Source organism: Aurantimonas sp. (assembly GCF_964217435.1).
Classification (GTDB): domain Bacteria; phylum Pseudomonadota; class Alphaproteobacteria; order Rhizobiales; family Rhizobiaceae; genus Aurantimonas; species Aurantimonas coralicida.
Genome location: NZ_CAXPJM010000004.1, coordinates 1 through 24,371, shown reverse-complemented (window position 1 = coordinate 24,371; position 24,371 = coordinate 1). Strand labels below are relative to the sequence as shown.

At 64.8% G+C, this 24,371-nt stretch carries 43 protein-coding genes; 30 read left to right on the top strand and 13 right to left on the bottom strand.

From position 1 onward, the window contains the following. Positions 1–22 precede the first annotated feature (22 nt). From ACEQX1_RS01560 to ACEQX1_RS01515, 10 genes are read left to right on the top strand one after another with little or no spacing between them, the layout of a single operon-like run. Positions 23–517, top strand: coding sequence for a winged helix-turn-helix domain-containing protein (locus tag ACEQX1_RS01560; protein WP_370193816.1), 495 nt, complete (start codon positions 23–25; stop codon positions 515–517). Beyond that, a complete protein-coding gene (locus ACEQX1_RS01555; protein ID WP_370193818.1) occupies positions 514–1,038 on the top strand; it encodes a hypothetical protein in 525 nt (174 codons plus the stop codon). Before ACEQX1_RS01560 ends, ACEQX1_RS01555 begins: the two co-directional genes overlap by 4 nt. Then, positions 1,035–2,123 carry a DNA cytosine methyltransferase gene (locus ACEQX1_RS01550; protein ID WP_370193819.1) on the top strand — a complete coding sequence of 363 codons (1,089 nt, stop codon included), beginning with the start codon at positions 1,035–1,037 and terminating at the stop codon, positions 2,121–2,123. The genes ACEQX1_RS01555 and ACEQX1_RS01550 overlap by 4 nt, the downstream gene beginning before the upstream one ends. Continuing rightward, on the top strand, positions 2,120–3,544 hold the full coding sequence (locus ACEQX1_RS01545; RefSeq protein ID WP_370193820.1) for a replicative DNA helicase: 1,425 nt from the start codon (positions 2,120–2,122) through the stop codon (positions 3,542–3,544). Before ACEQX1_RS01550 ends, ACEQX1_RS01545 begins: the two co-directional genes overlap by 4 nt. Further along, positions 3,534–3,842, top strand: a complete 309-nt coding sequence (locus ACEQX1_RS01540; RefSeq protein WP_370193821.1) for a hypothetical protein — start codon at positions 3,534–3,536, stop codon at positions 3,840–3,842. The genes ACEQX1_RS01545 and ACEQX1_RS01540 overlap by 11 nt, the downstream gene beginning before the upstream one ends. A 55-nt stretch (positions 3,843–3,897) precedes the next feature. Continuing rightward, the gene (locus tag ACEQX1_RS01535; RefSeq protein WP_370193822.1) at positions 3,898–4,218 is read left to right on the top strand and encodes a hypothetical protein; all 321 of its coding nucleotides are present in this window, start codon (positions 3,898–3,900) and stop codon (positions 4,216–4,218) included. Then, on the top strand, positions 4,215–4,505 hold the full coding sequence (locus ACEQX1_RS01530; RefSeq protein WP_370193823.1) for a hypothetical protein: 291 nt from the start codon (positions 4,215–4,217) through the stop codon (positions 4,503–4,505). Before ACEQX1_RS01535 ends, ACEQX1_RS01530 begins: the two co-directional genes overlap by 4 nt. Continuing rightward, entirely contained in the window at positions 4,502–4,813 is a 312-nt protein-coding gene (locus ACEQX1_RS01525; protein WP_370193825.1) for a DUF3307 domain-containing protein, read from the top strand. Before ACEQX1_RS01530 ends, ACEQX1_RS01525 begins: the two co-directional genes overlap by 4 nt. Further along, positions 4,810–5,079, top strand: coding sequence for a hypothetical protein (locus ACEQX1_RS01520; RefSeq protein WP_370193826.1), 270 nt, complete (start codon positions 4,810–4,812; stop codon positions 5,077–5,079). Before ACEQX1_RS01525 ends, ACEQX1_RS01520 begins: the two co-directional genes overlap by 4 nt. Beyond that, a complete protein-coding gene (locus ACEQX1_RS01515; protein ID WP_370193827.1) occupies positions 5,076–5,885 on the top strand; it encodes a hypothetical protein in 810 nt (269 codons plus the stop codon). Before ACEQX1_RS01520 ends, ACEQX1_RS01515 begins: the two co-directional genes overlap by 4 nt. A 54-nt stretch (positions 5,886–5,939) precedes the next feature. Here ACEQX1_RS01515 and ACEQX1_RS01510 read toward each other — a convergent pair whose 3' ends face one another. The 13 genes from ACEQX1_RS01510 to ACEQX1_RS01450 form a co-directional block, all read right to left on the bottom strand. Continuing rightward, positions 5,940–6,236: a hypothetical protein gene (locus ACEQX1_RS01510; RefSeq protein ID WP_370193829.1), complete on the bottom strand. Its 297-nt coding sequence runs from the start codon at positions 6,234–6,236 to the stop codon at positions 5,940–5,942. 125 nt (positions 6,237–6,361) lie between these two features. Further along, positions 6,362–6,640 (bottom strand): hypothetical protein, encoded by a 279-nt coding sequence (locus ACEQX1_RS01505; protein WP_370193830.1) that lies wholly within the window; start codon positions 6,638–6,640, stop codon positions 6,362–6,364. After that, positions 6,637–6,819 carry a hypothetical protein gene (locus ACEQX1_RS01500; RefSeq protein WP_370193831.1) on the bottom strand — a complete coding sequence of 61 codons (183 nt, stop codon included), beginning with the start codon at positions 6,817–6,819 and terminating at the stop codon, positions 6,637–6,639. Before ACEQX1_RS01500 ends, ACEQX1_RS01505 begins: the two co-directional genes overlap by 4 nt. 91 nt (positions 6,820–6,910) lie before the next feature. Beyond that, positions 6,911–7,447: a hypothetical protein gene (locus tag ACEQX1_RS01495; protein ID WP_370193833.1), complete on the bottom strand. Its 537-nt coding sequence runs from the start codon at positions 7,445–7,447 to the stop codon at positions 6,911–6,913. Positions 7,448–7,555: 108 nt separating this feature from the next. Continuing rightward, the gene (gene dnaN / locus ACEQX1_RS01490; RefSeq protein ID WP_370193834.1) at positions 7,556–8,770 is read right to left on the bottom strand and encodes a DNA polymerase III subunit beta; all 1,215 of its coding nucleotides are present in this window, start codon (positions 8,768–8,770) and stop codon (positions 7,556–7,558) included. Between the two features lie 87 nt (positions 8,771–8,857). Continuing rightward, positions 8,858–9,106: a hypothetical protein gene (locus ACEQX1_RS01485; RefSeq protein WP_370193836.1), complete on the bottom strand. Its 249-nt coding sequence runs from the start codon at positions 9,104–9,106 to the stop codon at positions 8,858–8,860. Between the two features lie 2 nt (positions 9,107–9,108). Beyond that, a complete protein-coding gene (locus ACEQX1_RS01480; protein WP_370193838.1) occupies positions 9,109–9,393 on the bottom strand; it encodes a hypothetical protein in 285 nt (94 codons plus the stop codon). A gap of 2 nt (positions 9,394–9,395) precedes the next feature. Then, positions 9,396–9,605: a hypothetical protein gene (locus ACEQX1_RS01475; RefSeq protein ID WP_370193839.1), complete on the bottom strand. Its 210-nt coding sequence runs from the start codon at positions 9,603–9,605 to the stop codon at positions 9,396–9,398. A 3-nt stretch (positions 9,606–9,608) separates the two neighbouring features. Beyond that, complete coding sequence (locus tag ACEQX1_RS01470; protein ID WP_370193840.1) at positions 9,609–10,274, bottom strand: hypothetical protein; 666 nt, start codon at positions 10,272–10,274, stop codon at positions 9,609–9,611. A 51-nt stretch (positions 10,275–10,325) separates the two neighbouring features. Continuing rightward, the gene (locus ACEQX1_RS01465; protein WP_370193841.1) at positions 10,326–10,454 is read right to left on the bottom strand and encodes a hypothetical protein; all 129 of its coding nucleotides are present in this window, start codon (positions 10,452–10,454) and stop codon (positions 10,326–10,328) included. A 95-nt stretch (positions 10,455–10,549) separates the two neighbouring features. Beyond that, positions 10,550–11,008, bottom strand: coding sequence for a hypothetical protein (locus ACEQX1_RS01460; protein WP_370196445.1), 459 nt, complete (start codon positions 11,006–11,008; stop codon positions 10,550–10,552). 34 nt (positions 11,009–11,042) lie between these two features. After that, the gene (locus ACEQX1_RS01455; protein WP_370193268.1) at positions 11,043–11,273 is read right to left on the bottom strand and encodes a hypothetical protein; all 231 of its coding nucleotides are present in this window, start codon (positions 11,271–11,273) and stop codon (positions 11,043–11,045) included. A 243-nt stretch (positions 11,274–11,516) separates the two neighbouring features. Continuing rightward, positions 11,517–11,987: a hypothetical protein gene (locus tag ACEQX1_RS01450; protein WP_370193269.1), complete on the bottom strand. Its 471-nt coding sequence runs from the start codon at positions 11,985–11,987 to the stop codon at positions 11,517–11,519. 422 nt (positions 11,988–12,409) lie between these two features. Between ACEQX1_RS01450 and ACEQX1_RS01445 the strand changes: the two genes are divergently transcribed. The 20 genes from ACEQX1_RS01445 to ACEQX1_RS01350 form a co-directional block, all read left to right on the top strand. Continuing rightward, positions 12,410–12,682 carry a hypothetical protein gene (locus ACEQX1_RS01445; protein WP_370193270.1) on the top strand — a complete coding sequence of 91 codons (273 nt, stop codon included), beginning with the start codon at positions 12,410–12,412 and terminating at the stop codon, positions 12,680–12,682. After that, on the top strand, positions 12,679–12,879 hold the full coding sequence (locus ACEQX1_RS01440; RefSeq protein ID WP_370193271.1) for a hypothetical protein: 201 nt from the start codon (positions 12,679–12,681) through the stop codon (positions 12,877–12,879). The genes ACEQX1_RS01445 and ACEQX1_RS01440 overlap by 4 nt, the downstream gene beginning before the upstream one ends. Next, positions 12,879–13,067: a hypothetical protein gene (locus ACEQX1_RS01435; protein WP_370193272.1), complete on the top strand. Its 189-nt coding sequence runs from the start codon at positions 12,879–12,881 to the stop codon at positions 13,065–13,067. The genes ACEQX1_RS01440 and ACEQX1_RS01435 overlap by 1 nt, the downstream gene beginning before the upstream one ends. Before the next feature lie 45 nt (positions 13,068–13,112). Then, positions 13,113–13,613, top strand: coding sequence for a hypothetical protein (locus ACEQX1_RS01430; protein WP_370193273.1), 501 nt, complete (start codon positions 13,113–13,115; stop codon positions 13,611–13,613). Between the two features lie 58 nt (positions 13,614–13,671). Further along, positions 13,672–14,190, top strand: coding sequence for a hypothetical protein (locus ACEQX1_RS01425; protein WP_370196444.1), 519 nt, complete (start codon positions 13,672–13,674; stop codon positions 14,188–14,190). A 49-nt stretch (positions 14,191–14,239) separates the two neighbouring features. Continuing rightward, a complete protein-coding gene (locus ACEQX1_RS01420; protein ID WP_370193275.1) occupies positions 14,240–14,557 on the top strand; it encodes a hypothetical protein in 318 nt (105 codons plus the stop codon). Then, positions 14,554–14,694, top strand: coding sequence for a hypothetical protein (locus tag ACEQX1_RS01415; RefSeq protein WP_370193276.1), 141 nt, complete (start codon positions 14,554–14,556; stop codon positions 14,692–14,694). The genes ACEQX1_RS01420 and ACEQX1_RS01415 overlap by 4 nt, the downstream gene beginning before the upstream one ends. Positions 14,695–14,704: 10 nt before the next feature. Further along, positions 14,705–14,905: a hypothetical protein gene (locus ACEQX1_RS01410; protein WP_370193277.1), complete on the top strand. Its 201-nt coding sequence runs from the start codon at positions 14,705–14,707 to the stop codon at positions 14,903–14,905. A gap of 48 nt (positions 14,906–14,953) precedes the next feature. Then, positions 14,954–15,598: a hypothetical protein gene (locus ACEQX1_RS01405; RefSeq protein ID WP_370196443.1), complete on the top strand. Its 645-nt coding sequence runs from the start codon at positions 14,954–14,956 to the stop codon at positions 15,596–15,598. Between the two features lie 23 nt (positions 15,599–15,621). Then, positions 15,622–15,855 (top strand): hypothetical protein, encoded by a 234-nt coding sequence (locus ACEQX1_RS01400; protein WP_370193279.1) that lies wholly within the window; start codon positions 15,622–15,624, stop codon positions 15,853–15,855. 147 nt (positions 15,856–16,002) lie between these two features. Further along, positions 16,003–16,452, top strand: a complete 450-nt coding sequence (locus ACEQX1_RS01395; RefSeq protein WP_370193280.1) for a hypothetical protein — start codon at positions 16,003–16,005, stop codon at positions 16,450–16,452. After that, the gene (locus ACEQX1_RS01390) at positions 16,421–16,825 is read left to right on the top strand and encodes a hypothetical protein (RefSeq protein WP_370193281.1); all 405 of its coding nucleotides are present in this window, start codon (positions 16,421–16,423) and stop codon (positions 16,823–16,825) included. The genes ACEQX1_RS01395 and ACEQX1_RS01390 overlap by 32 nt, the downstream gene beginning before the upstream one ends. A 34-nt stretch (positions 16,826–16,859) precedes the next feature. Then, positions 16,860–18,596, top strand: a complete 1,737-nt coding sequence (locus ACEQX1_RS01385; RefSeq protein ID WP_370193282.1) for a terminase large subunit — start codon at positions 16,860–16,862, stop codon at positions 18,594–18,596. Beyond that, positions 18,596–19,990 carry a phage portal protein gene (locus ACEQX1_RS01380; RefSeq protein WP_370193283.1) on the top strand — a complete coding sequence of 465 codons (1,395 nt, stop codon included), beginning with the start codon at positions 18,596–18,598 and terminating at the stop codon, positions 19,988–19,990. Before ACEQX1_RS01385 ends, ACEQX1_RS01380 begins: the two co-directional genes overlap by 1 nt. A 10-nt stretch (positions 19,991–20,000) precedes the next feature. Continuing rightward, the gene (locus tag ACEQX1_RS01375; RefSeq protein WP_370193284.1) at positions 20,001–21,173 is read left to right on the top strand and encodes an HK97 family phage prohead protease; all 1,173 of its coding nucleotides are present in this window, start codon (positions 20,001–20,003) and stop codon (positions 21,171–21,173) included. Between the two features lie 80 nt (positions 21,174–21,253). Further along, positions 21,254–22,570, top strand: coding sequence for a phage major capsid protein (locus tag ACEQX1_RS01370; RefSeq protein ID WP_370193285.1), 1,317 nt, complete (start codon positions 21,254–21,256; stop codon positions 22,568–22,570). Between the two features lie 64 nt (positions 22,571–22,634). Next, on the top strand, positions 22,635–23,096 hold the full coding sequence (locus ACEQX1_RS01365; RefSeq protein WP_370196442.1) for a hypothetical protein: 462 nt from the start codon (positions 22,635–22,637) through the stop codon (positions 23,094–23,096). A gap of 131 nt (positions 23,097–23,227) precedes the next feature. After that, entirely contained in the window at positions 23,228–23,839 is a 612-nt protein-coding gene (locus ACEQX1_RS01360) for a head-tail connector protein (protein WP_370193287.1), read from the top strand. Positions 23,840–23,841: 2 nt separating this feature from the next. After that, positions 23,842–24,183, top strand: a complete 342-nt coding sequence (locus ACEQX1_RS01355) for a hypothetical protein (protein ID WP_370193288.1) — start codon at positions 23,842–23,844, stop codon at positions 24,181–24,183. A 3-nt stretch (positions 24,184–24,186) separates the two neighbouring features. Continuing rightward, positions 24,187–24,371: hypothetical protein (locus ACEQX1_RS01350; protein ID WP_370196441.1), on the top strand; the 185-nt coding region annotated here is incomplete at its 3' end.

Here is a 24,371-nt window from a genome sequence, read left to right as displayed (position 1 = left end):
GGTCGCCCCGATCGACCTTCTGATGGAGCCGGTGACCGGAGACGTCTACTTCAACGGCAAGACCGCCCACCTCTCCCAACTGCAGTTCCAAGTCCTGAAGACGCTCATCGATCGCTACCCGCGCGTCGTGGCGAAGACTGAACTTTTCGGGGTGCTCTACGAGGACCGGGACGACCAACCGTCCCCGAAGATCATCGACGTCGTCGTCTGCAAGATCCGCGGGCTCCTCGACCCGCTCGGCCTGCAGATCAAGACCGCGTGGGGCATCGGCTATTCCGTCGTGGCGGGCAGCAGCGACGGCGAAGAGGCCATCCGCCTCAACCGCAGCGGCAAGGGCGAACGGCCGCGCAGCGCCCTCGACACCGGAGACATCGCCGGCGTCAGGATGCTGAAGGCCCAAGGCTACCCGTCCACGGACATCGCCCGCCGCCTCAACCTCACGTTCCAAGCCGTCGCCAAGGCCCTCGACCAACTGAAACGCCAAGACGACGCCGAGCGCTCGCGGGTGTCGGCATGAAGGCCGGTCGCAGGAGCGAGTGGACGCAGGAAGAGACTGACGTCGCCATCGCGATGCGTCGGCAGGGCAAGAGCTGCAGCGTCATCGGCGCCGCCCTCGGCCGCGACCCCCGGAAGGTCAAAGGCCGGCTCGGTTATCTCGGCATCCCCACGCAGAACAACCAGTCGCCATGGGCGCCCGATGTCCGGCTGAGGGCGGTCGCGCTCATCAAGCAAGGGCTCACCGCGCCGCAGGTGGCCGAACGGCTCAACGCCGAGTTCAAGACCGACTTCGTCCCGCACCAGGTGCAGACCCTGCGCCAGCTTGAAGGGCTGCCGCATTCGAAGGCCGTCTCGTCGGCAGCCGGGGCGAAGCCCGCACCGGCGCCGAAGATCCACAAGACCGAGGTGCGCTACGGGGGCCTCGTCATCAAGGTCGCGCGCCGGGAATGGACATACGTCACGCAGACGACCGGCGAACTGCGCACAACGATGATCGCCCTGCCGAAGCTGTCGATCCTCGAAGGGGCGGCGGCATCGTGACTGCCTACTACAACGAATTCGATCCCTACGCCGCGCAGTGGCTGCGCAACCTGATCGCGGCGGGGCACATCGCGCCCGGCGTCGTGGACGAGCGGAGCATTGCCGATGTCGAGCCAGATGAGCTTTCTGGATTTACTCAGTGCCACTTCTTCGCCGGCATCGGAGTCTGGTCCTACTCGCTCCGTCTCGCCGGCTGGCCGGATGATCGTCCGGTGTGGACCGGATCGTGTCCATGCCAGCCTTTCAGCGCGGCAGGCAAAGGCGGCGGGTTTGATGATGAGCGGCACCTTTGGCCCGCCTTCTTCTACCTCATCTGCCAGTGCCGTCCTGACGACGTTCTTGGAGAGCAGGTTGCGAGCAAGGACGGCCTCGGCTGGCTCGACCTTGTATCGGCTGACATGGAAGCAGCGGGCTACGCCTTCGGGGCTGTCGATACCTGCTCTGCGGGCAGTGGCGCCCCGCACATCCGCCAACGCCTCCGGTTTGCCGCGAAAAGGATGGGGCACGCCGACAGCGCACGAACCCCGTCTCGGATACCAGAACCGACGGAACGGGAAAGCGGGAACGCAAAAGTCCATGACGACGGAGGTGATCGACTATTTCGACCCGGTGCGAGGCGACCCGAGCCTTGCGGGCTGGCCTACGCCGACAGTGACGAACAACGGGAACGGCGAGACGATCGAGGCTCGTCGATCGAAGGGCTTCGGCCTGACGCTGACGGATGCGTCGATGGCGGCGGGTTGGACAACTCCGCAGGCCCACGACACGTCGGGTCGGTCGAAGGGGCAGAAAGCGATCCACGGCACGAAGCACGGGTGCGCCTGTCTAGTGAGAGGCGTGGACAAGATCGACACGGACGGCCCGGCCCGACTAACGGCTTCTGGCGAGATGCTGACTGGCTGTTCTGCCGGGATGGAAAGTGGAGGCCAGTTGAACCCGGCACATCCCCGCTGGCTGATGGGGCTCCCGCCCGCGTGGGACGCTTGCGCGCCTACGGCAACGCGGTCGACGCGGAAGCCACGCGCGACTTCATAGGCGCGTATCTCGACAGCGAGACGGCGGTTGTTGCGGAGGCTTCCGCATGAGCGATCGCCGCCGCCAGGAAGTCGTGCCGCAGTCCGATTCCGCTCCCCAGCACGAGCGGGCGATCATCGCCTACTGCCTGACGAACCCCCACGAGTTCTTCGAGGTGAGCGGCAAGCTCGACCCGTCGCACTTCTTCGTCACCCGGCATGCCCGCATCTGGGACGCCATGCAGAAGGTCGCGGCCAACGGCCAGACCCCGAACAAGGCGCAGGTCCGGCTCCGCATCGATCCATCCGACAGGAAGGAGGATACCGCGCTCGAGATGTTCCTCGGTGCGCTGATCCACGAGCTCCAGAACAACATGGAGGGATTCGACTTCGCCGCCTACGTCGACACGGTCGTCACGCTCGGCCAGCGCCGGCAGATGATTGATTCCCTGCAGGCGACGATCGTGAAAATCCGCGGCATGGACCCGTCGGTGCGGAACGAGGATGTCGTTGACGAAGCGGTCCGGTCGATCACCTCGGTCGGCGGCAACGCCTTCGACCGGGACATGCGCACCTATGGCGAGTTCGCGGACGACGTCGCCCAGCGCGTCTCGGCCATGGTCGATGACGAGGATACGGGCGGCTACGGCCTGTCGCCCGGCTTGAAGGGTGTCGAGGAGGTGATGGGCCCGCTGATCGGCGGCAAGGTCTATGTCCTCGCCGGCATGTCGTCGGGCGGCAAGTCTGCGCTCGCCAAGTCGATCATGGAAGCGGCCGCCCTCGACGCGAAGCGCAAGGGTCTCGGCTACATCTACAATGCCAGCCTCGAGATGAACGGACAGGAGCACGCGGCCCGATCGCTCGCCGATTTCCTCGGCATCCCCTCGTTCAAGATCGAGCGCGCCGCGGTGAACCGTGGCGAGGCGGAGATGATCGCCACCCGCGGCCGTGAGAAGCTGCACAGCTACCCCATCATGATTGACCAGCGCCGCCGGATGACGATGGAGGTCATCCGGGCCCGCATGATGAAACTGAAGCATCAGCGCGGCCTCGCCATGGGCGTGATCGACCACCTCCTTCTGATCCGCGGCGGCAAGAAGGACTCGCTGATGGACCGCGTCATGGACGCCGTCATCGAGGCCAAGATCATGGCCGGCGAGTTCAACATCCCGATCCTGCTGCTCTCGCAGATCAACGAGAAGAACCTGCTCGACCGGCCGAGTGGCTGGCCCATCGCCAGCGACCTCTTCGGCGGCGCGTCGATCGTCCAGAACGCCGACATCGTCATGTTCGTCCACCGGCCGGAACTGGTCCTCCGCAAGAAGGAGCCGGCGAAGGCTGCCGTCGAGAAGCACGACAAGTGGATCGCCGACATGGACCGGGAGCGGGGCAGGGCCTGGGTATTCACCGACAAGAGCCGCGGCATGGAGGGCGGGCTGAAGCGCCAACTCCGCTTCGACGGCGAGACCATGAGGTTCAGCGATGCCGATTGAAGCCCCCGCCCACATCCACGTCAGCGAGCACGCGATCCTTCGCTACTGGCAATGCGTCCTGAAGAAGACGGATCGACCGCACGGCGACGAGTTCCACGAGATCGAGGCGGAGATATTCTGCCTCCTCCACCGCTGCCACCTTCCGCAATTCCCCCGGTACGTCGCCATCGTCGGCGATGCCCGGTTCGTCATCGTCCACTCCACCGTCGTCACCACGCTCTGTCGCAACGGCAGAGGCGCGTGGACAGGCCCCAACCGCCCCGGTTTCCAGTCAGAGGTCGAGATCAATGCCGAGTAGAGAAGGGAATGCCTGGCGGGCGTTCGCGAAGCCGGAGGGCACGGCCTTCCTCGCCATGGTCGCGGTGCCGCATCGCGCCCAGCCGTACTCTCTGAAGAGGGGCGGCGATCCGGTGCTGTTCGATACGTTCGGCGCGGCCCGGCGCGCGGCCTACGAGCACATCGTCGACGGCCTGCTGAACAGCAAGATGTACGCCGAATCCTATGAGCGGAAGCTGACCGAGCACGAGAAGCTGCAGGCCGACGTGTTCGGGGCGGCGCGCGTCCGCGACGAGATCACGCCGGAGAGCGCGTTCGGAGTGATCTACGCCCGCGGCAAGAAGGGCAACAGCCGGCAGGTCGTGGTCGAGCGCAAGCGGCGGAGGGCGAAGGCATGAAAGAGCGCCCGAAGCTCCACACCGACCGCGTCCGCTATGTCGCCAGCGTGCTGTTCCTCAGCGGCTATACCGAGCGCGCCATCGCCGAGAAGATGACCAAAGCCGGCCTCGGCCGCTTCACCAAGGGCAAGGTGAGCGGGATCCTGAACCGCACGCCGTTCCGCGGACTGGCGCAGGTACAGCGGCAGGCATGGCTCGCCCAACTGAAGACGAAGCGGCTCGACGGCGGCATCCTGGAGGACTTCGTGTTCACGGCCACGAGCCGGGATGGGAGGGGCGGCCGATGAGCGAGTTGCTTGCACTGCTCATCGCCGGTCACTTCGTGGCGGACTATCCGCTGCAGGGCGACTTCCTCGCATCGGCGAAACAAAAGGGCCCGCTTCGCGCTTGGCATCTGTTCGGGCACAGCGCGATCCACGGTGGCGCTGTCCTGCTGATCACTGGCTCGCTTCTCCTCTGCCTTCTGGAGACGATCGTTCACATGGCGATCGACGAGGCGAAGACCCGCGGCATCACGACCTTCGCCCAAGATCAGGCGCTTCACATGGTCTGCAAGGCCGCGTGGCTCGCGCTCATCGCTTGGGGGCTCGCATGAGCCGGCGCAGAACCGCCACAGGGCCCATGGCGCCGCGCTGCTTCGATCCGGCGACGGACGGGCCCAGCTATGCGGAGAAGGTCGCCACGCGCAACCTCCGCTCCGCCATGACGCGGTTCGAGACTGCCCATGGCGTCGACGCACTGATCTCGCTTCTGAAGATCGAACTGGCGAACCGCGGCGAGGACCGCGCCCGGCTCGATCGCATCGCCCCGCCTCGGCCGGATGCCAGCGGGCAATACTCAATCCTGGATGCTGGCAAATGAGCGCCTTCGACGAACTGATCTCGCACGCCCCTACAGAGGGGCCAGACGCCGCTACACCGGGGGCTCCGCTCGTGGTGCCGCTGGCCGGCTTCTACCGGCGCGGGGTCAAGTTCGAGGCGGAGCGGAATCGCTTCCATGCCGCATGCCGGCGCGCCTTCAATGCGCCAGTCCGCAAGCCGTACAAGCCCGGCGGCGCGCCCGGCCGTTCCGGCCAGCGCCAGTCGTTCCGCCATCGCCATCTCACCCGCGCCGAGGGAGGCAAGACCGTCGCCATGCTGAACATCTACGGCGGGGTGGTCGAGTATCTGCTCGCCACGGATGACATCGACGATCCGGTGGCGCGGTCTGCCAGCGATCGCGACAAAGACCTGGCGCGTGGCTGGGGCGATCTCCGCCGCAGGATGGCCCGAACCATCCGCGACACCAACGAGACGGCTGAGCGTGCGCCACTCGCCTCGCCTGACTGGATGAAAGAGCCGACCGGAAACTCGGCCCGGCCATCAATGCTCTCGGCGCCGCGCCTGGAAGCGCTCGACACCATGGGAAAGTTGCGCCGCGAGGTGCCGTCCGATTCCATGGCGCTGATCGATAGCGAGATCCTCGGCGACGCCTTCGAGTTCATCTCGCTGCCGAGCAAAGAGGCGCAGCGGATCGCCACCGAGGATCTGCGCCGGGCGCTCGACTATGCCGTGTTCGTCCTGTCCAATGGCCGCGAGGTGACATGGGAGCGGATGATGCGGCGCTGGCCGCAGGTGCGCCGCGGCGTGCTGAAGGAAGCGGTCGGTCGAGCTCGCCGCGAGAAGTGACTGACAGGCCACGACAGGAGGGGGCCAGACGTCGCCACAGGCCCCCCGATGCCGTCACGGGCCATCGCGCTTCTCCCGATAGGTCGCCTCGTCCAGCAGCACCCTGTTCGTCGTCTCATGCGCCCGGTCGCGGTTCGCCTGGTCGTTCATCAGGTCGAGGAACACCCTCAGCCAGTGCGGCGGCGGCCGGTCGGTGGCGCGCTCGTCGAGCCATAGCGCGATCGTCTTCTCCCGGGCGCCGGTGAGCCGCGACAGTTCCGCCTCGCTCATGTTCAGGTTTCGCAGGATGCCGTTGAGCTGCCAGGTCTCGAGCGGCTCGTGGCGATAGGTCGGAATCTTCGTCGGTGACATGCGGTCGTTCCTTTTCGGTGCCGTGATTGGCGCGGGCAGTCATTGCCCGATGGAATATGAAGAGCCGGCGCGATCGCCGCAACCGCGCCGGCTCCAATGTCGTCACAGGGGGAGGCCCGATGCCGCTATAGGCCCCTCGCACGCTCCAGGTCGAAGTCCGGCGGCGGCTCCCCGAAGAAGTGCCTCAGATAGCCGTCGGCGAGCGTTATCGCCTTCCACGGGTCGTCCAGCCGGCAGCCCTTCAAGGCGAGGAGGAAAGCATCCTCGGCCGCGCCCGGCTGTATCCACCTCGTCTGTCCGGTGGAAAGATCGACGACCGTCGAGCCGGTGCCGCGCTCCACCTGGTAGCGCGAGCTCTGATAGATGCAGCCGGGATCGAGGGGGACGATTGCAACGGCGTTCATCGGCTTGCCTCGCCCTGATAGGCATAGCGCGCCTCGGCCCACGCAATCCGTAGCGCCTCGGCGATCTCGTCCCGTGACAGGTCGCCCCAATCGGCGTTTCCGATCATGCGAGAAAGCATCTTCGGCGTGAGGTTTACGGGCGCCGTCCAGTGCTCGGCGCGGCTCGAATCGTTGTCCATGGTCTTTCCTTTCGTGTTGCCGTGATTGGCTGCCAGGAACCGCCACAAGGGGGTGCCTGGCGTCGCTACAGGAGGGGTGGAAGATTCCGCTTCATGCGGCGCGATCGTCGACCTTTGTGCTGGCCTCGATCCAAACGGAATATGCGGACATTCCCCGCTTCTTGCGCTTCTTCAAGCGGCCATCAACGAAGGCTTTCTTGTATTCCGTCGACGCCTCCTGATGGCCGGCGGCGCGTGCATTCCGCGCAATATCGCGAAGTGTCCAGCAGAGCTTAAACAGGCCGCGGTCGTCGTCGCCGTAGAAGGCGAGGGCTTCAGCCAGCATGGAGTCGCCTTGCCAGATTTCCCACCCGCCGCCGTGCCGGACAACGATCAGCACGCCGGATGCCTCGGCATCTGCGCCGTAGCTATCGACGTCGCGGCCATAGGCAAGTTGATGCACCCAGAAGCGGTGCGACTCGTATGTGACGCCGGGCCGGCCGGGGCGGCCAGCTTCGATAAATCCGGGAAGCTCCCGGCTGCCCGTGATGACATCGACCGTGAGAAAATCGGCGAGCACGGGGTCGACGTAGGATCGGCCATCGTCGCTGATGGTTAGGCCGGAGAAGAGGTTGCGGAGACTGTTCATAGCGTTTTCCTTTCGGGTGCCGTAATCGGCGAGGGGTAGCGCTCCAGGTAGGAGCCATGACAGGAGGGATGCGGCGCCCGATCCGATCAGACGCCGCTACAGGAGCCCCTAGACGCGGACGGGCATAAGCACGCCCGTCCAGCCGTCGCGGTCACCGGTGATCAGGGCAGGGGATCCGGCGTCGCCCATGGCAACCGACACGGCTTCGCCGGCAACCGCCACCAGGTCGACAAGGTAGCGGTTATTGAAACCGATCTCGATCGGGTCGCCATCATAGGTGCACGCCACATCTGTATGCGCAGATCCGTTGTCGGGCGATTGCGTGACGAGTGCCACGGTTCCGGCATCCCAGGTGCACCGGACGGCGCGCCCCTTATCGTCCGATATCGTGGCGACCGCCTTCACCCCTTCCGTCAGTGCGGCGCCGCTGATCCGCGCCACATTGCCGTTATGGGCCGGGATGACTCGCTGATATTCCGGAAACGTCCCGTCGATCACTTTGGAAACGATCCGCACGGCGCCCCATTCGATCGCGACGCGATTTTCCGCGACGGTAAAGGTGACCGATTCCGGGCATGCCTTGCCCTTCCAAAGCTTGCCCAGGATGGCGACAAGCTTTCGCGGCAGGATGACGCCGGGCAGAAAGCTGTCGGGGTTCTGCAGCACGTCGCCGGCCGCGACCGTCTGCCGATAGAGGCGATGACCATCGGTCGCCACAAGGGTGAGGGGCGAGGCGCGCCCAACGCCGTTGTCCGGCCGGTGCATGTAGACGCCATTCAGATAGTAGCGCGTTTCCTCGGTCGATATGGCGCCGGCAACGGCCGCGAAGGAATCGCGCGCCACGGCGCCGGGAATGTCGAGCCGGGCAGACGTCGAGGCGTCCGGCGCCTGCAGAGGGGGCCAGTTGCACGGATGGATTGCCGGAAGCTTGTAGGTGACGCGCTCGAAATCGGCCGTCGCCTTGCCGTCAAAGGTCGGATCACCATTCGCGGCCGGGCTGCCGGCGCCGGGCTGGGAAAGCGCCACCATGTCGGCCGCCGGCGCCTTTTTCAGGAGGTCGGCGAACTTGTGCACGTCCAGGCACATGGCCAGCCGGGAATCGACGGCGCCCGGAATGGTCACGGAAATTTCCATATCGCAATCCGTCGCCGTCACGATCGCGCTTGTGCCGTCGCCGGTAATGCGGGCAGTGGCAAGGATCGGATCCGAATTGCGCTTTTCGGTCGCCAGCTTGACGGTTTCGAAGGCAAAGGCGAGTTGCGCCCGCTCGATGACGGCAGACGGCGCAAGGGAAGCGGCGGCGGTGGTGTTGTGCATGGTCATAGGTCGGTTTTCCTTATGGTGCGCGTGATTGCGCGGGTTCGGCTCTAGCGGCCGCATAGCGGGCGACGGGCGCCCGCCAGACTGCAGCTAGGCGAGGTCGGGAAGCCACACGGCGCGCCAGCGGTAGCAATTCAGCATCACATAGCGGTTGCGCCTGTCCGGCTTCGAATGGTGCCAGGGCCACCGGCCTTTCGCCGTCAATCCGGTCGGATCCTCATACGCAACCACGTCGCGCTCATGGGCCGCTAGCTTGCCGCCGTGGTGACGCTCGGCACATTGCCGCGTCATTTCGTCGGTCGTCGGTTCCCGGCGAAGGTAGATTGTGAGCGGTCCCATGATCACGCCCCCACGAATGCGGAAAAGATCAAGACGAACCCGCCGATAGACAGGGCAGTGCATGCCAGGCGCGCCGCCTCGATTGCGAGGCATGCGGCCGTCACCGGCTCATCAAAGCCGCGGGCCCTGCGATCGGCCGCGCGCCGCAACGATTCCGCCCGTGTCATCATCCGGCCGTGCCGCTGCCGTTCCCGGGCAGTGAGGGGGCGAACAGTCGCCGCCCGCTCTAGCGTGGCAATGGAATGGCGAAGCCGGTTCGGGATCGGGTCGAGGGAATGGCGCGCCATGGTCACGCCCTCCAATTCGCGCACGGCCGCGACGATGAGTAGACGCCGGGCATGCCAGCCAGTGCATATTCATCAATGAGGCGCCGCACCTCGGCACGGCAGGCTTTGAAGCCTTCGCGCCCTTCGCCGAAGGTGGCGCGGTCAACCTCGTCGATCGTTTCGCGGCCGGCCGGGCCCTTCCAGTTCAGATAGATCGGGGGATAGGTTGCCATCGGTCAGCCCTCCACCGAATGAATGAAGCCGGGGAGGTCGGCTATCAGGCGGTCCGCCTTGTGCCGGAGCACGTCCGCCGCCGCAGGGATGCATGCCAGCACCAGCGCCGCGACATCGTCGGGAAGGTTAGAGGCGTACATTCCGCCGCCCGCCATCTTCGGAAGCGCTTCCAGGTACTTCAGCGGGGGCATGCAACGGCAGGCGATGAACGCCGCGCAAATGTTCCATGCGAGGTTCATTCCGCCGCCGGTCAGGGCGAGATACGTCTGATCGTCAACCGTAACCAGCGTGACGCAACCGGCGAGAGCGTCGATATGGCCGGCAAGCTCTTCCTGATCGTCGCCATACCGAAGGTCGATCGGATAAGCGTAATTCATCATTGGAAAGAAGCCGTCTTTCCATTCGTAATAGCCGTCGGTGCCGGTGAATTCTTCCGCTGCAGCCGAAAGCCGCTCCTCTTCGTCGCCGTCGAATTCGTCCAGCGGAAAGTCGGCCTGCCAGTCCGGCATGTGCTGATCAAGGATGTCGGCAGTGATCGGGGGCAATGCGACTTCTACCCCGTCGCCATTCTCCCCGGCGGCTTCCATCCAATCCATATTGACGGATCCGCCGAAGAGAGTGTCTTTCGCGAGGTTTTCCGGTGCGAAACGGGCCAGGTCGAGAGTCATGGGGGTTTTCCTTAGAGGGGCCGTGATTGGCCAAGGGCAGGGGATTGAGGGTTAGAGCTCGAGGAAAGCGGCCTTGCGGGCAATCGCAGCCTGCCGATCCGCACGGCGCCGCCGCTCGAATTGCGTGCGCTCCATGGCTTCAGGGTCGAGCCGGCGGAATTCTTCGGATTCGCGTTTCATGGTGCAAACTCCTCTCCTCATAAGGTTGCCGTAAATGGCGGGTCGGCTAAGAGCCGGGAGATAGGCGCCGCCATAGGGCGCCCATCGCCTTGCGCTTAGGAGAACGTCGCTTCCTGCCGTTCGGAACGGATCATGCGCTCGCACCATGCCTTTGCCTTGGCGAGTTTGCGGAAGGCGGAAAGCTCCTCAAAAGCGCCGTCGCACTCGACTGCATAAAGGCCGCCATCGGACACGATCGAATAGCGTTCGCCGCTATGGTGCCTCGTCACCCCGTCATTGCCTTTCGAACGCGACCACTGGATAGGCGCCATGACGGGCGCCCATGCGGCGACGTGCTCGGCGCGATCCGCTGCAGCCTTGGCATTGAGGCGCGCCGCATCCGCCTCGGCCTTTGCCTTGTCCGCATGTGAGCGGATGACGGTATCATGCGACCAAACCGCAAAGCCTTCGGCCTTGGCTTCCCAGCCGGCCCCATGAGGAGCGGCGCCGTAGAAGCTGCAGGAAGCGCCGGAAGGATGGCGCCATACGTGATGCGGGGTGACACGGGCTTGCATATCGGTTTCCTCTTAGGTGCCGTGAGCGGCGGTTTCAGACGATGGGGACGATAGAAACAGACACGACGCGCACGGCGGCGCCACTCGCACGGTTGATCAGGTCGCGCCCCACCTTGCGACGTTCGCCCGTCGCATAGTTCGCGGCAGACTTTGCGCACCGCGTCTTGTGCCGCTTTTCCGTGCCATCCGCATAGGTCGTGACAACCGCATGCGTCATGGGAGCGGCGAGGGCGGCGGACATACGGGCTTCAATGGCGGTGTGCATCGGGTTTCCTCATCGGTGCCGTGATTGGCATAACCGACATTTGGCATGGTGAAACCAACATTGCAAGGGGTATGTCGGAAAAAAGCGACGAAAGACGATTGCGAGATAGGGGCAGGCCAACGCCTCGACGATCGCCCCTTATAGAGTGGCGTCCGGCTGCAGCTCGCCCGCCTCGACGATGACGGCTCGCCCTGCGCTCGACGATCCTCGCCCAGCGCCACCAGGTCGCGCCCCGCCCAGCCGTCACAAGGAAGGGGGCCACGGCAAGCCGTTGCGCTTGGCGTACCCTCTAGCGTTCGCGCTCAGGCGTGCCCCTGCATCCGACCAGATAAGCCCCGCAGGCCGCTCCCCGTCATGGAAGGCTTGCGCCACGGCTTTCCATGTCCCTGCGCCGTGCGCTTTAAGCTCATAGGCGCGGCGCCCTCGGCTATCGTCCCGCCGAGTGCGTGGCATGTGCACGTGGCGCCAGTCGCGGATTCCCTGCCGTAGCTGCCCGCCGTGAAGGCGGAGATGGTCCACGCCATCTATCAGCATCAGATTGCCCGGCTTGCTGTTCAGGTGGTTGCCGTCAACGTGGTGCACATGGAAGCCCTCTTTAAGCTTCGCCTTCAGCCACTCGGCATCCCGCTCCGGGTGCGCCCGTAACCACATGTAATGGTAGAACTGCAGCCCTTTGCGCCTCGGCTTGCGGGGTGTAGCGTCATCATCAGCCATGCCGGCCTCCTGCATAGGTCGTCGCGGTCAGGCCCTGGCAGGTGTTAGCGCACCGTCAGGGCCGTCCTGTTTCTGCATCCGACATGAACCATACGCAATCCGACCCGCCAAGGCGAGCCGGAACGCTAAACCGTGCGCAATATCGTGCTGCATGATGAGGCAAAGAGGAATGTATTTGCTCGCAGACAGCGTAAGCGACCGCATCCGTAGCATAAACGTATCGTCGACCCCTGCCGGGGTGCCGGTTAAAGGGGTGCCAAGGGGGCCGGGACCGACCGGGGTAGTCAAATTCCGACCGAACTGAAATCTCTCACTGGATCGGCCAAATCGGAAATTAGCGACAATCCTGCGAAACCCGATTGCGTTGTCGGATAAAAGCGACTAATGCTGACGCCATCGCAATTCGATGGAATGAGCCTCCGATGATCGTTCTCGAGAAAGATGCCCCTGCGCACTGGTGTCCGTTTTCCCGTGTGGGAAATGATGCTGGCTGCAATCGCAATGGTCAGGACTTCCCTGCGTCACCGACGTGCGTCGGATCGCTGTGTATGGCCTGGCGCGAAGAGACTGCGCTGTTCCATGCGGGCTGGAGCCGGTTTCTGCAGCCGGGCGAGCAGTATCAGTTGAGCGGCGACGTTGCGCCGGTCGCCACTGGCCGCGGCTACTGCGGTCTGGCCGGGCAGGTGTCGGCATGATCGCGCTGCTTCTCTCCATCCTGCTCATCATCGCGATCGTGATCACGGTAGCCATGCTCGTTTCGGCAGGTGCTGGCACCGAGAAAAGCCGGACCAGAGGCGGCACTGACGGCGCGGTCGACGGGATCATAGGCATGGTCGCTCTCCGGATCGCTCTGGTCACCGCCGCGGTTCTCGGCGGGATGGTGGCCGGCTGATGGGCGCGATCGAGAAAACCACGCTGTTCCGTGTGCATTTCGCCTACGCGGACCGGCCGGGCGAGCCGCAGCAGATCGATGTCGATGCGACCGATCCGGAGGCGGCCAAGCGCCAGGTGCAGAAGCCGCGAGGCGGCTGCCGGCTGATCTTCCACAAGGTGAAGGTCGTGAAGGGCGCCGCCGCGTGATCAATCCCCCCGCCAATCGAAACGCACCGAACCCGGAGCCAACAGATGAGCCTTTACAACGCGCTTTTCGGCGTCAACCCAGCAGCGGGAATACTGCTCCAGGCGCTCGGAACGAAGCCGGATGCCATCCCAAGGTTCCGAGATTGCTATCTTGACACCGAACTCGATGAGCCGCGGATCGCCATCCACACCCGGACGGGTGGCGGGAATCGTGCTGCTTACGAGCGCGGCGGTTCCGAGCAGACCGACTGGAACCCGGACGGCCCGTTCAATGGCGACCTTCGCGACCTCCCCGGCTTCATCGGTGATGAGGACGACGACTTCGATTGCACCTATGCGACGTTCTACTTCGCCGTGCCGGAAGCCTTCGCCGGGATCATCTCGACCATCCATGGACTGACCGGCGCTGCCGAGGCGCCAGCCGTTCGCTGGGCACGTGTCCTTAGCGATCTGCAGGCTCGCGAGACGACACCGGAAACCGAACGCGCTCTGGCAATCGGCAAGCAGATCGTCGCGCACATTTCGGACGAGCCGCGCCAGACCTGATCCCCTCGGGGCCAAGTGCCCCGCCCCTCCCCATCGAACGCCATACGGAGAGACGATGATGCCGAACCACGTCGTGAACGAAATCCGCCTCCATCACACGGAGGCTGAAAAGGCCCGCAGCGTCGTTTCCGGCGAACGCGGCGTGATCGACTTTCGGACGCTCCTGCCCCTGCCGAAGAATTACTGGCCGGGTAGCGTCTCTTCGCAGGAACAAGCGGCTTTCCCCGGCACCCATCTCGACGCAGCGCGTGAAACTTGGGGCACCAAGTGGAACGCCTATGCCCTCTCGGATGCGAGCTTCCGGGTCGATGGCGACGATGTCGTCCTGACCTTCGAGACAGCGTGGGCTCCGCCGCGCGGTTGGGTCGTCGCGGTCTTCAGCACGCTCGAATGCGACATAACCCACTACTGGCAGGACGAAGGAAGCGAGGCGGTTCTGCTCGAAAAATACACGTTCTCCGATAGCGACCCTCGATGGCGCTCGGAAGAGGTCGAGCACGGAAGTCCCGACCACCGCCGGCTCTTCAAGCTGCAATGGGGCGTCGAGACCCCCGCAGAACTCGAAGCCGAAGCCTGACCCCAACCCCCACCCCAGCAGCCAAGCGCTGCCAACCGGAGGACAGAGCATGACCGAGATGAACGGCATCGAGAGCATCGCAGCAGAGCGCCAGCGGCAGGTCGAACAGGAAGGCTGGACGGCTGAACACGACGACCGCAACGAGCCCGGTGATTTGGCACGAGCAGCGGCCTGCTATGCGGCGCACGCTGCCATGCCAGACAAGGGCCGAGACTATCTTCAAGGCGTCCCGCTCGACTGGCCTACCCGCTGGGATTGGAAGTGGTGGAAGCCGAAGGATCGGCGCGCTGACCTTGTTCGCGCAGGCGCTCTCATCGCCGCCGAGATCGACCGCCTCGACCGGCTCGCCAAGGCCCGCGGCGCATGACCTCCCGCACCGAACACCGCGCCATGGCTGTCGTGGCCCTTCTGATCCCGCTCATAGCCGGATGGATCTACGACCGCACCATCGAGGCGCGCGCTGACGCAGCGACAGCCGGTTACGCCAGCACCAACCCGAATTGAGGACGAGAAGATGTTCCAGAAGGGGCCGGGCGAAGGCTTCCACTCAGCCAAAGACGATGTGTTGGAGCGTGAGCCGAATGCGCGCTGCCGCCTCTCCTTCAACGGCGGAATTCGTCACTACCGAATTTTCGTCGGAGAGGAAGACGTTGCTTGCGCCGCCGAGAGCAGCCGGGCCGCGTGGAACAAATTCCTTGAACGAACCGCAACCTGACCCGGCACTTCGCCAGCATCCGATCAATCGAGCACTGAGGACAAGACGATGGCCGACGCGAAGACGCAGGTGGTTCCGGTGGAGCCGACAAAGGCGATGCTAGAGGCTGTCAGCGGGTTCCCTGTCTACGGGCCATATCTCGGCAGGGATGAGGCTGTCGATATCTGGTACGCGCTCTACGACACCGCCCCCCAGCCCGCAGACGTGCCCCATGACGTGGGCGAGGTCCTAAGCGAACTGGCCGATCTGATGGATGCTGTCGTCGAGGGCGAATACAAGCCCGACAGCTTCACTACGCAGCCTGCCCGCGCTGTTCTGCGTACCCTCGCCACCCCCGCCCCATCCACCTCGACAGCGACGCCGGACTTGGACGATTGGGCTTACGCCTTCGCGAATTGGCGGCAGGGACAGCGTTCAACGCCAAGCTGCGAGGCGCCGGGAGCGGCTGACATTCGCATCTGCCGCGATCTGATTGAGGGCATGCTTGCGTGCCGCCCTTCCGCCCTCGCCGCCCCATCCACCTCGACAGAGGAAGCGCTGAGGGCAGAGAACGCGCGGCTTCGAGCTGCCCTGCGAAACAACTTCTGCCCGCGTCCCTGCAATCATCGCCCCGCCCAGTTCGAAGTCGGCGGGTGCGTCGATGCCGGCGAGTGCGGATGCATGAACGTCACCGCCCTTTCCACTCCCCGCTGAACGCCAGAGCAAGGAACCCGACCATGGCCGACGGGCGCGAATCAGCATCGCTTGATGTCCAGGCGAAGGAGATCCAACTCATCCTCGACGAGCGCGAGGCGCATGTGGAAATCTTGGAGAACCGTCGGAAGGATCCGGTGCCGGCGGAGATCATCGGCATGAAGCGCCTCCGTCTCGAAATCCTGCGCGACATAAGGGATACGGTGCAGCGAGCGGCCGATGCGAGGGCTAGGATAATGAACAAGCGGGCAGGGTGATTATTCCGTGAGAGACCCATATCCGGAATGATTTTCTACGATCGGCTTGACATTTGCCGAAAACGAGTCGAAACAGTTCCCACGCTTCCAAATTGCGTCCGAAAGAGCCCGCCCCACCAGGCGGGTTTTTGCGTTTCAGGAGCGCCTTTGACCGTCACGTCATTTCGCCGTCTGAAGCCGCCGTCGCTGCGCCCGCGCATTCCAAAGGTGCAGCGCGAACGGTGGCGCGGCTCGGCCAGAGAGCGCGGCTACACCTCCGAATGGGATAAGCTGCGGGATCGGTATTTCCGCGCCAATCCGAACTGCGAGGAGTGTGAGCGCCGTGGCTTTATCTGCCCGGCCGACGTGGTCGACCACATGGAGCCGGTGACAGCGAACGGCGAGCGGCGTCTCGATGCGGCCAATCTGGATTCGCTCTGCCACGACCACCACAACGGGTGGAAGCGCCGGCTGGAGCAGTTCGCAAAGCAGACGCGCCAGGTCGCGATGCTGCCGATCTGGGTGAAGCAGCCGGAGACTAGGCCGCCGGGGTTTCAGATCACGCGCACAGGACCGATCGAAGCTGATGGCACGTTCCGTTCCGATCCTGGTGAGTGACGAGGACGACGACGGCGCCGGCGCGAGCATCATCGCTCACCCGGCGCTGAAGGAAGTTCCGGAACCGAACCTGCCGCTGAACGAAGCCGGGCGGAAAATCTACTGGCAGTGGGCGAGGCGGCTGCACAGCGCCGGCGCACTGACCAGCATCACCCGCGAATGGGTGGAGATGCTCGGGATGGCCGAGCACGACCTGTTCAACGCGATCGAGGGCAAGAAGGCGCTCCGCTACCCGGCCGAACAGAAGGCCAAGTATCTCCGGAAGATCGAGAAGCTGGATGTCGGTCACACGCCTCAATCCGGGTCCGCGGCGGAAAACCCGTACACCCATTTCGGTTTCGCGAAGCGGGCTCGACAACGGCGCCACGGTTGAGATCGAGGGCAGGGCATATCCCGACTATCCGGCGATGGCGCTGTCCTATGCGAGGGCTGTTGCCGACGGGAAGGTGCCGGCCTGCAAGTTCATTATCCTCGCCTGCGAGCGGTATCTGCGGATGCTGTCGAAGGGGTTTCAGGACGCGCACGGCATCTACTTCTCGGTCGAGGACGCGATCGAGGCTTGCGCGTTTCTGGAGACGCTGCATCATGTGAAGGGGTCGCTCGCGGGGGAGCAGTTCCTGATCGAGCCTTGGCAGATGTGGAAGACCTGCGCGATCTACGGATTTCGCTGGCGGACCGACGGTCTTCGCGTCGTCAACGACGTCTATCTGGAGGAGCCGCGGAAGCACGGCAAGTCGCTCTACGCCTGCGGGATCGGTCTGTACGAGACGACCGTGCTCGCGAACCAGGGCGACGACCTCTACATCATCGCGCCGAAGTTCGATCAGGGCCTGAAGATCCTCGAGCCGTACCAGAAGATGGCCGCTCGGAACACTCCGCTGGAGCAGATGTTCGGGATACGCAGCACGAAGAAGGCGTCCTACGTCGAGCGGACGGATTCGCAGGTGGTGGTGCTCTCGTCGATCGGCGAGAAGCAGGACGGCCACGATCCGAAGACGGTCATCGGCGACGAGTTCCATGCGGTGCCTGCGGACATCTACAACGTCATGCAGTCGGCGCAGCGCGCGCGGCCGGAATCGCTGTTCCTGAAGATCGGATCGGCCGGACGGCACACATTCGGCACCGGCTGGGACGAGCGCCGCGCCGCGATCGAGATGCTGGAGGGGAAGACCGAGCGGCTGAACCTGTTCGCCGCGATCTACACGGTCGACCCGGAAGACGTTCGGGATTGGGACAAGGAGCACGTCATTCGGAAGGCGTCGCCGGGGCTTGGTGTTTCGGTGGACCTGCGGAAGACCATGCAGGACGCCCAGGCGGCGCGTGCGAACCCGGCCAAGAAGTCGGAGTTCCTGCGCACCGCTTTGAACCTCTGGGGCTTCGGCGAGAACATGCTGTTCCCGCAGGAGAAGTGGGCCGCGGCCGCTCGCCCGACCATGAAGATCGAGCATGCGCTCGGGCTTCCGTGCTGGATCGGCATCGACCTTGCGTCGCGCAACGACATGGTCGCCATGGTGGCAATGTTCGAGCGTGAGACCGGCGAGCTTCTGAAGGTCGAGGACGGCTTCATCGCTGATACCGATCTGTTCGCCTTCGGCCGCTTCTACGTGCCGGAAATGGGGCCGTGGATCGATGATGAGGACCTGTCGGGCCCGTACAAGGCATGGCAGGAGGCCGGCGCGCTGACCGTCACGGGCGGCAGCCGGCACAATTACGCGCAGCTTCGGCGAGACCTCTTCGATCTGTTCGACGCCGGCCACGACATCCGAGCGGTGGTGGTCGACGACCAGCAGGCGAACGAATTCTTCGCCGCGCTGCAGGACGCTGACAAGCCGGTCACGGCCTACCGGAAGAACGCCTCGAACCATTCCGATCCGACGAAGGATTTGATGGCCCGCGTGAACGGTGCCGAGCAGTCGCTCTTCCATGACGGCAACCCGGTGCTGGCCTGGAACATGGGCAACGTGATCGGCGGGCTCGACACCGCGGATCGCATCCTCGGCAAGAAGCCGGCAGCGAACTCGACACAGAAGATCGACGGCTTCGATGCGCTTGTGCAGGCGAACGCCGCCCGGCTGCAGATGGTCGAGATCAAGGAAGTGCGCGGGCCGAACCCGATGGCGACGCGCGGCATGAGGATCCTCTGATGGCCGACAAGACCGAGCAGGGCACCGATGTCGCCAAGGTCGATGCGGCGCCGAAGGTGCGTTCGGTCGGCAACGACCTGTGGACCGGCGTCGAACTCGGCGAACTGTTCTCCAAGGGCCATTTCATCGCGGGCCGTCATTCCGACATCGTGAAGGTCAGCGTCTCTCTCGCGTGCTGGGAGGTGATCTCTCAGGACGTGTCGAAGACGCCGCTCGAGCTTCGCCGCCGGACGCCGAATGGATCGGTCCTGGTGCAGAAGGGGGAGCATCCGGTTGCCGGCCTGCTCTGGCGCCGTCCGAACGACTATTACGGCTGGAAGGAATGGATCCGGATGACGGCCGCCTATCTGGCCGCCGCCCGCATGTATTACGCCGCGGCGCGCACGACCAACGGCGGGCGCGTCATCGAGTTGCAGGGTGTGCCTCCGGGCCAGGTCCAGACGTACATGAACGTCCAGGCCGGTCGCTACTTCTACGAGGTGCAGCCGCAGACCGAGCACGATCATATCCAGTGGTCGTGGATGATGCAGCGGCGCATGTCGACCGACGACATGGTGCCCATGCGTCTGCGCTCGCTGAACGGCCTCGACCCGATCTCGAATGCCGAGGTTGCCGCCGACGCGCTGAAATTGCTCGGCAGCATGCACGAGTTTCAGGCCAACTCTTTCGCCTCCGGTGGCGTCGGCATCTACGCTGTGACGTTCCCCGGGGCGATCACCGACGAGCAGTACGCCCGGCTGAAGAAGGACTTCACCGAGGCGTTCGAGAACTCCCGCAAGACGGGCAAGCCGCTTCTGTTCGAAGGCGTCGACGGCGTCGTTCCTGAGGTGAAGCGCCTCTCGATGTCGGCTGTCGACCAGGACTTCGTGAAATCGAACGTCGCCGCCATGACGGACGTGCTCCGCTACTACCGGATGCCGCCGCCCAAGGTCGGCATCTTCGAGTCCGTCAAATACGACAACATGGATTCGGTGAACCGGACCTATGTCGACGACACGCTGGTCCCGATCTTCGAGTGCATCGAGGAGGCGCTTGACCGGCTCCTGCTGTCCAGCGAGGCGGATGACGACCTGTTCTTCAGGTTCGACCGCGATGCCGCCTATGCGCTCGACCCGAAGCTGCGCAGCGAAATCGTCATGTCGCAGTGGAAGTCGGGTGCGCTCGAATTCGACGAGATGCGCCAGAAGATCGGGCAGAACTCGGTTGGCGGGAAGGCGGGCCGCGCCCGCATGTTCTCCGGCAACTTCGTGCTCGTCGACGAGAACAACGAGGTCATCCTGAAGGCCGGCGGGAATGCGCCCGGCGCTGAAGGTGACCAGGCGCCGCAAGATGATGCTGGCGCGAACGCTGGCAAGGACATTCCCGAGATCGGGAACGTCGTTCCGATCCGATAGGAGACATCCCATGCCGAAGCTCGTGAAGGTCTCGGAAGACGAGGCCCATAACCTCCGCAAGGATTCGGTCGGGCCGAACGGCGGTCTCGTGAAGGGCGTCCCCATGACGCCGGAGATCGCCAAGGCCGGCTCGTGGAAGCCGGAGACGCGCACGGCGCGCTTCGTCATGTCCGCGGAGGTCGAGGATCGGATGGGCGACATCGTCGTGCAGGAAGGGCTCGACGTCACGAACTTCTCGGCCAATCCGCAGGCGCTTCTCTTCCACAACAGCCGGTCGTGGCCGATCGGCAAGTGGGCGAACGTCCAGAAGATGCTCTCCGGCCGCCCGAAGCGGACCGAAGGCGACATGATCCTGCTGGCGGAAGGCGAGGATCCGGACGCGGACCGCGCCGCCCGGCATATCGCCGCCGGCACGATGAAGACCGTGTCGATCGGCTTCCGTCCGAACTGGAGCGACGTCGAGGCCATCCAGGATGACGCGGGTCACTTCCTCGGCCTGAAGTTCAACAAGTCCGAGCTCCTCGAATGTTCGCTGGTGCCGATTCCAGCGCTGCCGGCGGCGATGATGAAGGACGTGGCGCCGGGCATGCTGTCGAAGGAGGCGCTCGAACTGATCGAGATGACCCTCGACACCTTCGCGATGGACCCGCGGACCGGACTCGTCATCTCGCGCGACGCTCTGGAGGCACAGCACCGCCAGGCGAGCGGCGAGCGCACCTCAGTCGTCATCGAGTTCAAGGATCAGGCATCGGTCGACCGTATCGCAGCCCTCCTGAAATCGGCATCGACCGAAGGTCGGGTGATCGAGGACGAAGAGAAGGGCGCCGCCAAGCCTGCGAAGCCGACGGAAGAGGAGCAGGGGGTCGAAACTCCTGATCCGGTCGACGGCGAGAAGCAGAAGGCGGCCGATGCAGAACAGGCGGCATCCGTCGCCGAGTTCGAGCGTCACCTGACCATCGCCCGCGATCATGCTCGCCAGTCGAAGGAGCCCGGTCTCTGGGCGAAGTTCCTCTCGGCGCTGACCGCGAAGGATACCCCGGTTGTGACCCGCGAGGATCCGCCGCTGGAGACCCCTACCGATCCCGAGCCGGTCAATCTGACCGATGAAGAGAAGGCCGCGCTGGATGAGCGCGTCGCCAAACGCATTGCCGCCACCAGGGCGCGCACCGAGGAACCGGCCTAGCCGCCGGCTTCACCCGCCCAAAAGGGCAATCACCGGGCCGCCACTGAGCGGCCCTTTTTCATGAAAAGAGGAGTTTTCCGATGACGCTCAAGGAGCTCAAGGAAAAGCTGGCGGCTGAGACGGCGAAGGTCGAAGCTCTCCAGACGAAGGCATTCGGTGACGGCGCCGTGGCGGCCGATCTGAAGGCGCTGAACGATCATCTGGATTCGCTCGACGCGCTCGAAGAGCAGGTGAAGTCGGCCGAGCGTGCCGAGCGCCACGTCGCCGCGGCTGCGAAGCCCGCCGATGGTGGTGCCGAGCGCGGCACGCAGCCGGCGCAGGCGAAGGCAGCCAACACCGCCGAGGAGAAGCTGGCGCTGGCCTGCCAGTCGCTGATGCTGGCGAAGCGGGAATGGGGCTCGACCTCCTCGCGCAACGTTCTGAAGGCGATGCAGGAACTCGGCTACGGCAAGGCCGCCGACGAGTTCGGTTCGATCAACAAGGCCAACACCACTCTCACCGGCGCGTCCGGCGGATTCCTGGTGGCGGAGAACTTCGACCGCACCTTCATCGACCTGCTGTACGAGCGCTCCTCGTTCATGGCGGGCAACCCGCGGCGCATTCCGATGCCGGAGGGCAACTATCGCCAGGCCGGTGCGGCGAGCGGTGCGACCGCCACGTATCGCGGTGAGGGCGACGACATCGCGGTGTCCAACCCGACGTTCCGCGAGATCGATATGTCGGCTCACCTGCTGTCGACCATCGTTCCGGTCACGAACCAGCTTCTGCGCTACTCGCTCGGTGAGGCCGGATCGTTCATCCGCGCCGACGGCTCCATGGCGATGTCGCTCAAGATGGACCAGACGGCCTATCTCGGCTCCGGCGTCGGCGACGTGCCGACCGGCGTCATGAACCTCGCCGGGATCAACTCCCTCGCTGTCGCATCGGCGACCACGGCCACTCCCACGGTCGCGCAGGTCGAGGCCGATGCGAAGCGGCTCCTCGGCCTGATCACGCGGTTCCCTGTTCTGGGCGTCGGCGCCGAGTGGCGCTTCTCGCCGCGAACCTGGCTGTACCTCTCCATGCTGCGTGGCGCGGACGACCAGAAGATCTACCCCGAGATGGAGCGGGGCATCTGGATGGGGCTACCGGCGCGCATCGCGGGCACGTTCCCGGAGAACCTCGGCGTCGGCACGGACGAGACGTACATCGCTCTCATCTCCTTCGGGAGCGTGCTCGTCGGCGAGGCGAAGGGCCTCTCGATCGATATCTCGACCGAGGCGTCCTATCGCGATGGCGGCGGCGAGATCCAGTCGCTCTGGTCGACGGACTCGACCGGCTTCCGCTTCACCATGGAGCACGACTTCGACGCCCGGTACGTCCAGGCGGTGAACGTGCTCACCGGCGTGAAGTTCTGATCCACCGGAACCGCAGCCAATAGGAGCGGCCGCCCGGCCTCTCCTCGCGCTCAAGGAGACTGATATGAAAGCGTTGAAGCGCACCGGCCTCGTTCCGGTGAAGTTCCTGGCGGCCTCCGGGCCCTACCAGAAGGACCAGATCGCCGGCCTCGACCCGGCGACTGTTAAGCGGCTGAAGGCCGGCAAGAAGCCGATCATCAAGGAAGTCGCAGCGGCCAAGGGCGAAGCGACCATCGAGATCGATGACGATTCGCTGCAGATCGTTGCCGACACCCCGGGCCTGGGCGGCAATCGTCACATGCCGCCGCTGGCAAGCGATCGGCTGCCCGGGCGTGACCGCCTCCGCGAGGAAGGCGACTTCGCCGGCACCGCCGATCCGGAAAGCCCCGACAGTCCGAAGGCGGTCGAGGATCCCGACAAGGCCACCGTCGACGACCCGGACGCCCATGATGGCGAGGGCGGCGAAGGTAACGGCAAGGAAACCCCGCCGAAGCCGCCGCGGCGCGGTCGCAAGCCCGGCAAGTAATCGACCGCTGGTCGAGAAAAGCAATTGGCCCGGCCGTCGACGTTCGATGGCCGGAGCCTACCGCACGACGGACATGCAGGCGGACCGCGGCGACTTCCGCGCTCCGCAGCCGCGCGAGGAGACGAAGGCCGATGTATCTCGTCAGGACCGCACCTCCGACCGTCCCCAGCGTGACCGCGGCGACCGTCAAGGCGAATAAGCGCGTCTCGCACACGTCGGAAGACACGCTGATCGAAGGCTACATCGCGGCCGCCGAGGACGTCATCGAGCGCAGCACGAACCGGGCGATCATGCGGCAGACCTTCAAGCTGGTCGTGCCTGCCGTTCGCCCGGTCGTCACCCTCTTTCGCCCTCCCATGGAAGGCGAGATCGGCGGGATAGTCTCTGCCAAGTCGATCGTGGGCGGTTTCACGACGGTCCTCGCGCATGGCGACGCGGTGATCGGTTCCGACGCCGGCCTGCCGACTGCGTCCTTCGCCGAGATCACGGACATCGACTCCGGGTCGATGGAGATCACCTACGAGACCGGCGCCGAAGACGCTACGAAGGTGCCCCCCGGCATTCGCCAGGCCGTGCTCCTGCTGGCATCGCACTACTACAGCAACCGCGAGGAGAGCGTGCTCGACCCGCGCGCCCGCGGCGGCAAGGTGAGCATCCCCTACGGGGTCGAGAAGTTCATCGCGCTCTACCGCATTCCGAACGTGAACATGCCGGTGAACACGGCGCCAGGCGAGGATATCTGACCATGCGCAACTTCACTGGAACCGTCCCGCACAACACGTCGCGCCGCACCGAGTTCGCGCCGCCGCCGTCCGATCATGTCGATGCGCGAGTGCTGGCTGCGAGCACGGCTGAACGCCACACGATCCCGGCCGGCGCGAAGTATGTGTCCTTCGCGGCCACAGGGGACTTCTACGTCAAGTTCGGCGACGGCACTGTGACCGCGGCCGTGCCATCCGGCGACATCACCGATGGCTCGGGTAGCGACCTCAACCCGGGCTCTCGCGAGATTCCGGCCGACGCCACCCATATCAGCCTGATCGCTGCGGCAGCCGTCACCGTCGTGATGTCCTTCTACGAGCTCTGACCGATGGACATCTTCAACGGTAGAAACGGCATCTTCAACGGTCGGCGGCCGCTAGACCTCCCCGGCCTGTCGGTGCGTCGGGGCGGGGGGGTGTCGCCGTTCGTGCCGAGCGACGTTGGCCTCCCGGTCTATACGTGGGACATACAGGACGTTGCGTCGCTGTACGTAGAGCGCACTGGTGGCGGAAC